Origin of the sequence: Nocardia ignorata NBRC 108230 (assembly GCF_001612905.1) — a bacterium.
Classification (GTDB): domain Bacteria; phylum Actinomycetota; class Actinomycetes; order Mycobacteriales; family Mycobacteriaceae; genus Nocardia; species Nocardia ignorata.
In genome coordinates this window covers 1-10,467 of record NZ_BDBI01000004.1, presented here as the reverse complement: position 1 = coordinate 10,467, position 10,467 = coordinate 1, and the positions used below count along the sequence as shown (strand labels likewise).

Annotated in this window: 12 protein-coding genes; 6 read left to right on the top strand and 6 right to left on the bottom strand. The window is 69.3% G+C overall.

Annotation, left to right across the window (positions count from 1 at the left end):
- From NI2_RS03750 to NI2_RS03740, 3 genes are all read right to left on the bottom strand, one after another.
- The coding region (locus NI2_RS03750; protein WP_157104645.1) for an FAD-dependent oxidoreductase at window positions 1-844 on the bottom strand (844 nt) is incomplete at its 3' end.
- Window positions 845-895: 51 nt separating this feature from the next.
- Entirely contained in the window at window positions 896-1,162 is a 267-nt protein-coding gene (locus NI2_RS03745; RefSeq protein ID WP_067486049.1) for a hypothetical protein, read from the bottom strand.
- On the bottom strand, window positions 1,159-2,013 hold the full coding sequence (locus NI2_RS03740; protein ID WP_067486046.1) for a PHP domain-containing protein: 855 nt from the start codon (window positions 2,011-2,013) through the stop codon (window positions 1,159-1,161). Before NI2_RS03740 ends, NI2_RS03745 begins: the two co-directional genes overlap by 4 nt.
- Window positions 2,014-2,078: 65 nt before the next feature.
- On the opposite strand from NI2_RS03740, the gene NI2_RS03735 reads away from it, so the two are divergent.
- Window positions 2,079-3,158, top strand: a complete 1,080-nt coding sequence (locus NI2_RS03735) for a magnesium and cobalt transport protein CorA (protein ID WP_067486044.1) — start codon at window positions 2,079-2,081, stop codon at window positions 3,156-3,158.
- Here NI2_RS03735 and NI2_RS03730 read toward each other — a convergent pair.
- Genes NI2_RS03730 through NI2_RS03720 form a run of 3 tightly spaced genes read right to left on the bottom strand, consistent with a single transcriptional unit; the run spans window position 3,155 to window position 5,204 of the window.
- Complete coding sequence (locus NI2_RS03730) at window positions 3,155-3,736, bottom strand: suppressor of fused domain protein (RefSeq protein ID WP_084475872.1); 582 nt, start codon at window positions 3,734-3,736, stop codon at window positions 3,155-3,157. The genes NI2_RS03735 and NI2_RS03730 overlap by 4 nt on opposite strands.
- Window positions 3,737-3,740: 4 nt before the next feature.
- Window positions 3,741-4,235: a YflT domain-containing protein gene (locus NI2_RS03725; protein WP_067486041.1), complete on the bottom strand. Its 495-nt coding sequence runs from the start codon at window positions 4,233-4,235 to the stop codon at window positions 3,741-3,743.
- A gap of 12 nt (window positions 4,236-4,247) precedes the next feature.
- Window positions 4,248-5,204 carry an HpcH/HpaI aldolase/citrate lyase family protein gene (locus NI2_RS03720; RefSeq protein ID WP_067486040.1) on the bottom strand — a complete coding sequence of 319 codons (957 nt, stop codon included), beginning with the start codon at window positions 5,202-5,204 and terminating at the stop codon, window positions 4,248-4,250.
- A gap of 32 nt (window positions 5,205-5,236) precedes the next feature.
- Here NI2_RS03720 and NI2_RS03715 point away from each other — a divergent pair, with 32 nt between their 5' ends.
- From NI2_RS03715 to NI2_RS03695, 5 genes are all read left to right on the top strand, one after another.
- Window positions 5,237-6,550: a magnesium transporter MgtE N-terminal domain-containing protein gene (locus NI2_RS03715; protein ID WP_067486039.1), complete on the top strand. Its 1,314-nt coding sequence runs from the start codon at window positions 5,237-5,239 to the stop codon at window positions 6,548-6,550.
- A 46-nt stretch (window positions 6,551-6,596) separates the two neighbouring features.
- Window positions 6,597-7,160, top strand: coding sequence for a DUF1003 domain-containing protein (locus tag NI2_RS03710; RefSeq protein ID WP_067486036.1), 564 nt, complete (start codon window positions 6,597-6,599; stop codon window positions 7,158-7,160).
- 118 nt (window positions 7,161-7,278) lie between these two features.
- The gene (locus NI2_RS35535; protein WP_067486034.1) at window positions 7,279-8,664 is read left to right on the top strand and encodes a lytic transglycosylase domain-containing protein; all 1,386 of its coding nucleotides are present in this window, start codon (window positions 7,279-7,281) and stop codon (window positions 8,662-8,664) included.
- Between the two features lie 66 nt (window positions 8,665-8,730).
- On the top strand, window positions 8,731-9,600 hold the full coding sequence (locus NI2_RS03700) for a lytic transglycosylase domain-containing protein (RefSeq protein ID WP_067486030.1): 870 nt from the start codon (window positions 8,731-8,733) through the stop codon (window positions 9,598-9,600).
- 51 nt (window positions 9,601-9,651) lie between these two features.
- On the top strand, window positions 9,652-10,467 hold an 816-nt coding region (locus NI2_RS03695; RefSeq protein ID WP_067486051.1), incomplete at its 3' end, for a P-loop NTPase.

The window sequence follows — 10,467 nt, the reverse complement described above, 5'->3', positions numbered from 1 at the left end:
CCGCGCCTTGCCTGCGCAGCCAGTGCCCGACCACCTCGGGCACGTCGTCGAGCGCGGCGAAGACCCGCCTGCCGTCGGCGATGGCGGCCAGCGCCGCGGACGCGCGTCCCGGGAGCTCGGCCCCGGATTCGTCGTAGAACGTGGCGAAACGCACCGCGAGCCCACTGGCGATCGTCCGATGCGGGTGCACCCGGGCGAGCACCGGGGCCAGGACGTAGGCGCTGGAGAATTCCATGCCCGACAGCTCGGCCCCGGCCTCCGCCGCCATCAGCAGACCGTCGCCGGTGTTCACCTCGGTGCCCGCGCCGCCGGACCCGAACGCACAGCCGCCGGTGGCCACGACCACGGCGCCCGCGCGAATCGTCCAGCGCTGAAAGTTGTTGTGCCGCCGCATCCCTGCGGCGCCGACCACCCGTCCCGAGCGATCGACGAGCAGGTGCAGGGCGGGGTGGTGATCGAGGATGCGCACACCGGCCTCGAGCGCGCCGCGACGCAGTCGGCGCAGGTAACTCGCACCGTCGAACCGGATCCGTCGCGGGTCGGCGACCTGCCTGCCCGACCAGTTCCGCAGCCGCTCGTGCGCCTCGTCGATGACGCGGTGCAGCCAGGCCGGGTCACCGAGACCGCCGCCGCGCACCAGCGCGCGCTCCACGGCTTCGGCCCGCGCCTGACCCGGCGGAATGTCCCACACCGTCGTCGCGCCGTAGACGCCCGGCCCGCTCGAACCGCAGCGGCTCTTGTCGACCAGCACCACCCGCGCCCCGTGCGCGGCCGCGGAGACGGCGGCCCAGAGCCCGGCGGGTCCGCCGCCGAGAATCAGAACATCCGTCTCCAGGTTGCCCATACAGAGAGATATTCGGGCACAGTTCACCCTTCCGCAACCATTAGCGGACTGTCATCCCCACCACTGTGTCCACAGCAGGGCTCCGGTCATCACGAACACGACCGCCGACCCGGCCAGAGCCGCCGCCCCACGCCGCCGATCCGCGACGATCTGCGCCCCGACGACGACCACCGTCACCAGTACATGCCACGTCAGGGATTCGCCTCCCGGCCCGGGAAAGTCGCGGCGCGCACCGATCAGCGCGGCACCGACGACCACACACAGCAGCGCGACCACACCGCCCGCCACCACACCGCTCAGCGCCCGGACCGCCGTCACGAGGAGATCACCGGAACCCCGCTCGCCTTGCCGATCAGTGCCTCGAACTGTTCCGGATCGGTGCGGCAGGCGCCGATCGCGATGGTCTTGTTGCTGCCGTGGTAGTCCGAAGACCCGGTGCGCACCAGGCCGAGCTCGCCGGACAGCTCGGTGAGTACCGCGCGATCGGCGTCGCTGTGATCGGGATGGTCGATCTCGAGGCCGGTGAGACCGAGCCCGGCCAGATTCCTGATCTCGTCGAGCGCGAGCAGCCTGCCGCGTTTGCGGGCCCGAACGTGGGCGAGCACGCTCACCCCGCCGGCGTCGGCGATCAGCTGCACCGCGCGCGGCAACGGCGTGTCCACCTTCTCCGCGTAGTACGGCCCGTGCGGGGCGAGCAGGTCGACGAACGCGGCGTCGACACTGGCCACCACACCCGCCGCGACCAGGGCCCGCGCCAGATGCGGACGCCCCGCGGCCGGTCCGGCACCGGCCAGCACGGCCTCGGGATCGATCGGCAGACCGTCGGCCACCATCAACTCCGCCATGGCGCGTACCCGCGCGATGCGCTCGGCCCGCAATCGTTCACGTTCCTCGGCGAAACCGCGGTCCGCCGGGTCGAACAGGTAGGCCAGCAGGTGCACCGGAACGGGAAAACCGTCCTCCCCCATGCCGGTACACGACATCTCCATCCCGCGTACGAGTGTGAGTCCCGGCGGACGCGCCGCTTCGGCCTCGGCCCACCCGCCGGTGGTGTCGTGGTCGGTGATCGCGACGACGTCGAGCCCGGATGCGGCGGCGTGGCGAACCAGTTCGGCCGGGGTGTCGGTGCCGTCGGAGGCGGTGGAATGGGTATGCAGGTCGATGCGCACACACTCAGTCTTACAGTGCGGTGTCGGCCGGTGTGCGGCCGTCGACCTGCCCGTAACATCCGGATGTGCCTTCCTTCCCGTCACTGCCGAACTTTCACAAGACGGGTCGTGCCGCGGCGACCGCGCGGCCACGGGTACCGGTGCCGACCGCACGCGCCATCGTCGACTGCGGTGTCTACGTCGACGGCACGCGGTTGCCCGGCCGCTTCACCCCGCAGCAGGCGCTGGCGGAGGCGCGCGGCACCGACTCGGGCTTCGTCTGGGTCGGCCTGCACGATCCCGACGAGACGCAGATGAACGACATCGCCCAGATCTTCGGGCTGCATTCGCTGGCGGTCGAGGACGCCGTGGTCGGGCGTCAGCGCCCCAAGCTGGAACGCTACGACGACACGCTGTTCCTGGTGATGCGCACGGTCAGCTACGTGGAACACGATATGCACGCCATCAGCGAGATCGTGGAGACCGGCGACATCATGGTCTTCACCGGCCCGCATTTCGCGATCACCGTTCGCCACGGCGAGCACACCGGCCTGTCGGGCGTGCGAAGGGCACTCGAGGCTCATCCCGATCAGCTGCGGATGGGTCCGCCCTCGGTGTTGCACGCCGTGGCCGATCACGTGGTCGACTTCTACGTCGAGACGACCGAATCCATCGAGGAGGACGTCAACGAGATGGAGGAGGCGGTTTTCACATCGAACTCCAAGGTGGGCATCGAATCGATCTATCAGCTCAAGCGCGAGGTCGTCGAGCTGCGCCGGGCGGTGTCACCGCTGGGCGTTCCGCTGGAGCGGTTGATGAACAATCAGGACCTGCCGGTACCGACCGAATTCCGGCGCTATATGCGCGATGTGGCCGACCACCATGTCATCGTCAACGAACAGATAGCCTACTTCGACGAGGCGCTGAGCAGCCTGGTCAACGCCGCGCTCGCCAAGATCAGCGTCCAGCAGAACACCGATATGCGCAAGATCTCCGCCTACGCGGCCATGGCGGCGGTGCCGACCATGATCGCCGGTGTCTACGGCATGAACTTCGACTACATGTGGGAACTGCACCAGCCGTGGGCTTATCCGGCGGTGGTCGCGCTGATGGTTGTGCTGTGCGCGTTGCTGTTCCGCAGTTTCCGCCGCAACAAGTGGCTCTAGAGATTCACCGCACCGCGACCGGGATCGCGCACGTCGATACCCGCCTCGGCCCACGCGTCCCGCAACGCCTGCGCGCCGCGTACCCGCACCCAGGCGGCCTCGGTGGCGGTCACCGGGGTGACGCTGAGGTAGCGCACCGGTTCGGCCGGTTCGGGCAGCACGATCTCGGGCACCTCGCTCTCGCCGAGCAGCACCGCGGTGAAAGGACCGTTGTGCCACAACGGTTCACCGAGATCGAGCAGCGCGTCGGATTGCAGCACAACACCTTCCACCGATGGTGTGGCGACGAGCACGCCGAGTGAGCGAACCAGGCCCGCCTGCGGCCCGGCAGCGGCCAGCAGGGTGAGCACGAGTTCGGCGCGTGGGCCACGGACCGGATCGGCGAGCAGGTCGGCCGGATCGCCCATCGGATGACGCGAGCCGCCAAGTGTCGCGTAGTGCACCACACCGTCACCGGGGATGCGCAGGATCTCGATCGGTTCCAGCCCGAGGAACGTCACCGACGCGGAGTCCACACCGGCGCGCTCGACCTCGTAGTGGTCCAGCACCGCGGTGCGGACCGAATTCACCACATCCATTGGGTCACAGCGCCAATCGGGCCAGCATGTCGCGGGCGCGTTCGGCGGTCTTCGGGTCGCACAGCACGTCGTAGCGACCGGCGACCAACTGCATGGTCGACGCGAAGTCGCGCTGTCCCTTGGTCGCCGCGTAGGGAATCGACGTGGTGATGACACCGAACACGATGCCGCCGAGCAGACCGACGACCAGCGGACCGAGCGCCCCACCGGTGGTGGTGAACAGGCTCAGCAGCAGGCCGAGGAACAGGCCGAGCCAGGCGCCCGACACCACCCCACCGCCGATGACCTTGCCCCAGGTGAGCCGGTACAGCACCCGCTCCACCTGCATCAGGTCGACGCCGACGATGGTCACGTCCTGCACCGGGAACTGATTGTCGGCCAGGTAATCGACCGCGCGCTGCGCCTCGGCGTAGGTCGGATACGACCCGACCGGCCAGCCCGACGGCGGCGTCGGCAACGCCTGCCGCCCGCGGTTCGAGTTGCCCAAGGGATTCGTCATAGTCCCATTCTGCTATTCCTGGCCGGGTTGTGGCGGAGTGAAACGGGTGGTCCTGCTCATTCCGGCGGCGCGGCCCTTCTCGGCTATGACCTGTGCCATCTTGGCGGAGGCCTCGTCGATCATCTCATTGCCGAGCATCACCGCGCCACGAGCACCACCGGCGGCCGAGGTGTGGAAGGCATAGGCCTCGAGGATCAACTCGGCGCGGTCGTAGTCCTCCTGGCGCGGGCTGAAGATCTCGTTGGCCGCGTCGATCTGGTCCGGATGCAGCACCCATTTGCCGTCGAAGCCGAGCGCGGCGGTGCGCGCGGCGGCCCGGCGGAAGCCGTCGACATCGCGAACCTGCAGGTAGGGGCCGTCGATGGCCTGCAGGCCGTGGGCGCGGGCGGTGAGCAGGATGGTCATCAGGATGTGGTGGTAGGCGTCGCCGGTGTCGTAGCCGGGCGGCTGTTCGCCGACGACGAGGGTGCGCATATTCAGGCTCGCCATGAAATCGGCGGGACCGAAGACCAGGGCCTGCACACGGGGGCTGGCGGTGGCGATCTCGTCGATATTGCGTAACCCCACGGCGTTTTCGAGCTGCGGTTCGATGCCGATGCGCCCGACCTCGAGCCCGCACACCTTCTCCAGCTGGCTCAGCAGCAGATCCAGCGCGCGCACCTGGCCCGCGTCGGTGACCTTGGGCAGCAGGATCGCGTCGAGCTCGCGGCCCGCGCCCTCCACCACCGTGATGACGTCGGCGTAGGTCCATTCGGTCGTCCAGTCGTTGACCCGGACCACCCGCAGCTGCTCGCCCCAGCCCGGTTCGTGCAGGGCGGCCACGATATTGGCGCGCGCCGACACCTTCGCCTCGGGCGCGACCGCGTCCTCCAGATCGAGGAAGACCTCGTCGACCGGCAGTCCCATCGCCTTGTGGATCATCTTCTGGCTACTGCCTGGCACGGCGAGCACCGAACGGCGGGGCTTCATGGGAGCACGCTCCTTACTACTAGCCTGAGGTCATGGCAACCACCAGGGTGTACGTCGCCCGGCTCGCCGGCCTGACAGTGCTGGGTCCGGACGGGGAGTCTATCGGCCGGGTCCGGGACGTGGTCGTCGCCGTCCGGTTCGGGCGGCAACCGCCGCGCGTGCACGGCCTGGTCGTCGAGTTGCCCACGCGCCGAAGGATTTTCGTGCCGATGCTGCGGGTCACCGCGATCGAGCCGGGCGTGGTGACGCTCAATACCGGAACCGTGAGCCTGCGCCGGTTCGCCCAGCGCGCGGGCGAATTGCTCGCGCTGGCCCAGATCGTCGACACCCGGGTGCACGTGCACGACCCGGACCTGCCGGACCTGGAAGACGTCGACGTGTTCGTCGCCGATCTGGGCATCGAGCAGACCCGCACCAGGGACTGGGTGGTCGGCCGGGTGGCGGTGCGCGGGCACCGGCGGATCGGGCGCAGGCGGACGGTGCACGTGGTCGACTGGTCGTCGGTGAGCGGCCTGACACCGGCCGCCGTCGGCAGGCCGGGCCAGGACGTCACCGCGCTGCTCGCCCAATTCGAAGGACTGCGCGCCGCCGACGTGGCCAACCGGTTGCGCGAGCTGCCCGAGAAGCGCCGGGTGGAGGTGGCGATCGCCCTCGACGACGAACGCCTCGCCGATGTGGTGCAGGAACTGCCCGACGACGACCAGGTCGACCTGCTCGGCCACCTCGAGGTCCGGCGGGCCGCCGACGTGCTCGAGGCCATGGACCCCGACGACGCGGCCGACCTGCTCGGCGAACTGCCCGAGAGCGAAGCCGAATCGCTGCTGGCTCTGATGGACCCGGAGGAGTCCGAACCGGTGCGCCGGTTGCTCGCCCACTCCCCCGACACCGCGGGTGGCCTGATGACCACCAAACCGGTCGTGCTCAGTCCGTCGACCACGGTCGCCGAGGCGCTGGCCCGCGTCCGCGATCCCGATCTCACCCCGGCCCTGGCCTCGATGGTCTTCGTCGTCCGCCCGCCCACGGCCACCCCGACCGGAAGCTACCTGGGCTGCGTGCACATCCAGCACCTGTTGCGCGAGCCCCCTGCGCACCTGGTGGGCGGCATGGTCGACACCGACCTGGCCGCCTTGACCCCCGAGCTGCCGCTCTCGGCGGTCACCCGCTACTTCGCCACCTACAACCTGGTCTGCGGGCCGGTGATCGACGACGAGAACCACCTGCTCGGGGCGGTCACCGTCGACGACGTGCTCGACCATCTGCTGCCCGAGGACTGGCGCGAAGAGGAGACCCCACCGCTCGAACAGACCGAGCCGACACCGATCGACACCGACGGGAGACCGGCATGAGTGGTCAGCGCCTCGAGGCATCAGCGGGGCAGCCGAAAGGACACGCGTGAGCGAGAAGAACCTGGCCAGGCAGCGGCTGGAGACACCCGGCGGTACCCGGCTGCGTTTCGACTGGGACTCCGAGGCGTTCGCGCGCAGCAGCGAGCGAGTCGCCCGGTTCCTGGGCACCGGGCGTTATCTGGCGATCCAGACCATCATCGTCATCGTCTGGATCCTGCTCAATGTCTTCGTGGTGGCGCTGCGCTGGGACCCGTACCCGTTCATCCTGCTCAACCTGGCCTTCTCCACCCAGGCGGCCTACGCGGCGCCGCTGATCCTGCTCGCCCAGAACCGCCAGGACAACCGCGACAAGGTCTCGCTCGAGGAGGACCGCACCCGGGCCGCGCAGACCAAGGCCGACACCGAGTTCCTCGCCCGTGAGCTGGCGGCGCTTCGCCTGGCCGTCGGCGATGTCGCCACCCGCGACTACCTGCGGCGCGAACTGGAAGAGATCAAGGAAATGCTCGACGGCGCGCCGAAGACGGAGACGAAGCGAAAAGGTGCCCGCAAGAAAACCTCCGGTCAAACACCGTCTTCGCCCCCGGTTTCGCCTGGTGCTCCAGATGAGTAACCGGAAATGCTCTGTAAGTACCTGACCGATGGGTAACCTGGATCACGTTGTTCCGGGCGGGCCGGAGGGGGGACTCTGCGGCGCCGCTGCTTCGACGTAAAGGGTTGGTGTGGCCGCAATGCGAATCTCTGCTCCGATAACTATGTCGGCCCTTGTCGTCGCGGGACTCGTCGCGTCGGGGTCGGCCGCGCACTCGTCGAACCCGAGCACCGCGCCGAGCGCGCCGGAGGCCTTGCTCGCCGCGAACAAGAGCACCACCGACCACAAACCCGAGAGCGATCCGTCCGAAATCGTCGGCCTGCTACCGGTGACCCAGGAGGCGCCGCGCAAACTGCGTGCGCTGAGCCCCTCGGCCAACAGCCTGGCGCCCTTCGCCGGAACCGTGCCACTGCAATCGATTTCACTACCACCCGGCAGCGGCACGCTCGGCATTCCCGAGATCGTGCTCGCCGCCTACCGCAATGCCGAACTGGCCATGCAGACCGCACAGCCCGGCTGCGGGCTCACCTGGAATCTGCTGGCGGGCATCGGCCGCATCGAATCCGGGCACGCCAGCAGCGGGCGAACCGACGCCGCGGGCACCACGACCACACCCATCTTCGGACCCGCGCTCGACGGCACCCTGCCGGGTAACGAGATCATCAAGGAGGCCGACGGCGGCTTCGTCCGCGCCGTCGGACCTATGCAGTTCCTGCCGAGTACCTGGGCGCACTACTCGGCCGACGGCAACGGCGACGGCACGGCCGACCCGCACAATGTCTTCGACGCCGCCCTCGGCGCGGCCAAGTACCTCTGCTCCGGCGGGCTGAACCTGCGCGACGCGGCGCAGGAACTGCGTGCGGTCCTGCGCTACAACAACTCGATGTCGTACGCGGCCAATGTGCTCAGCTGGTCGGCGGCCTACCGTACCGGCGGTGCGCCGAGCCAGGTGTCGATCTCGCCCGACATCGTGCCGCCGGGCAGCGCGCCGACCGTCGCGCCGAACGTGCTCGCGGCCGACACACCCGTCACGGCGGCGCCGCCGTCGACGACGAACCAATTGCCGCCCAACACACCGAAGGTCACCACGCCGACCCAGGTGATGATCACGCTGCCCGGCTTGCCGCCGATCCCCTGCGGCATCTTCTGTCCCGCGCCCGTCGCACCCGCCCCCGAGGTGTGTGTGAACGAGCCGCTGCCCGCGCAGATGCCCAACCCCATTGCGCCCGCACCACAGACGTTCGGTGCCGAGGTGCAACAGAATCCGGCACCGCAGGATCCGGCCGCCGCTCCCCCGCAGCCCGGTGAGCGCACCGAGCAGGCGGCGTGCACCCCCGCCGAGCAACCCGCGCCCGCCGAGGCACCGGCGCCCGCACCGGCCGAACCGCAGAAGACGCCGGAGCCGGGCATCGCGCCCACCGAGGAGCCCGCGCCGCCCGCCGCGCCGGCACCCGCGCCGCAGCCCGCAATCACGTTGCCGTTCAACATCGTTATCCCGCTGCCGCCCGCCCCGCCTGCCCCGTAGAAATCAAACCGAAATTCAGATCACGGAGGGGTAACAAAAAGGTCTCGGGTGCGGTAATCTCGGCTCATGGGTCGTCATCGTAAACAGCCTGCAACGACGGTTCGACGTAGTTCGATCATCGCGCTCACCGGCTTGGTTCCGGCCGGACTCGTGGCCGTCACCGCCGCCGCCGCCGACACGACCACCGCCGAAATGGCGGCCGTGGAGCACGATCTGCCCGAGCTCGACACCGAGACCGGTCCCGAGTTCGCCGCCGCACCGCAGGCCGCAGTCGCCGCAGTCGCCGAGGTCGTCCACGCCGAGGCCAAGCAGTCGCGATCGGCCACCCCCGAGGTGAAAACCGTTGCGCTGTCCGGTGATCGGGTCGCCTCCGACCTGCCCGCCGGACCGCTCGGCATCCCCGGCATCGCGGTGGCCGCCTACCAGAACGCCGAACAGCAACTGGCCGTGGAGAATCCGCACTGCGGCATGTCGTGGTCGCTGCTGGCGGGCATCGGCCGCGTCGAATCCACCCACGCCTTCGGCAAAGCCGACGCCGACGGCAACCCGATCAAGGCCGTCTACGGTCCCGTCCTCGACGGCAGCCTGTCGGGCAACAACGTCATCCACGACAGCGACGGCGGCACCCTCGACGGCATCGGCGGCTACGACCGCGCCATCGGCCCCATGCAGTTCCTGCCCGAAACCTGGGAGCGCTACGCCGCCGACGGCAACGCCGACGGCATCGCCGACCCGCAGAACCTCTACGACGCCGCCCTCACCGCGGGCAAGTACCTCTGCGACGGCGGCCTGAACATGCGCGACCTGTCCCAGCAGTCCAAGGCGATCCTGCGCTACAACAACTCCATGGCCTACGTCGCCAATGTGATGGCATGGTCGGGCTCCTACTCCAGCGGCCTCGCCCCCAAGCCCCAAGACCTCCCGCGCATCCACTGAGCACGCGCCCCACACCCGGCCGGGAAACCGGTGCAGCCTAATATCGGACATATGGCAGTGATTACGGAAGCGGATGTGCGGGCGGCGCTCGCGAAGGTCGACGATCCGGAGATCCGCAAGCCGATCACCGAGCTCGGCATGGTCAAGAGCATCGCCATCGCCGACAGCGGCGACGTGCATGTGGAGGTGTACCTCACCACCTCGGGCTGCCCGCTGCGCACCGAGATCATCCAGCGCGTCACCAAGGCCGTCGCCGACGTGCCGGGTGCGGGCGCGGTGACCGTCGATCTCGACGTCATGAACGACGAACAGCGCACCGAACTGCGCAAATCGCTGCGCGGCGACTCCGCCGAACCGGTGATCCCGTTCGCCCAGCCCGGCTCGCTCACCCGCGTGTACGCGGTGGCCTCGGGCAAGGGCGGCGTCGGCAAGTCCAGCGTCACCGCCAACCTGGCCGTCGCGCTCGCGGAACGCGGTCTGTCGGTCGGTGTGCTCGACGCCGACATCTACGGTCACTCCATCCCGCGCATGCTCGGCACCGACGCCAAGCCCACCCAGGTGGAGCGGATGATCATGCCGCCCGTCGCCCACGACGTGAAGATGATCTCGATCGCGCAGTTCACCCAGGGCAACACGCCCGTGGTGTGGCGCGGTCCGATGCTGCACCGCGCGCTGCAGCAGTTCCTCGCCGACGTGTTCTGGGGCGATCTGGACGTGCTGCTGCTGGACCTGCCGCCCGGCACCGGCGACGTGGCGATCTCCATCGCCCAGCTGATCCCGAGCGCCGAGATCCTGGTCGTCACCACCCCGCAGATCGCCGCCGCCGAGGTGGCCGAACGCGCCGGTGCCATCGCCCTGCAGACCCGT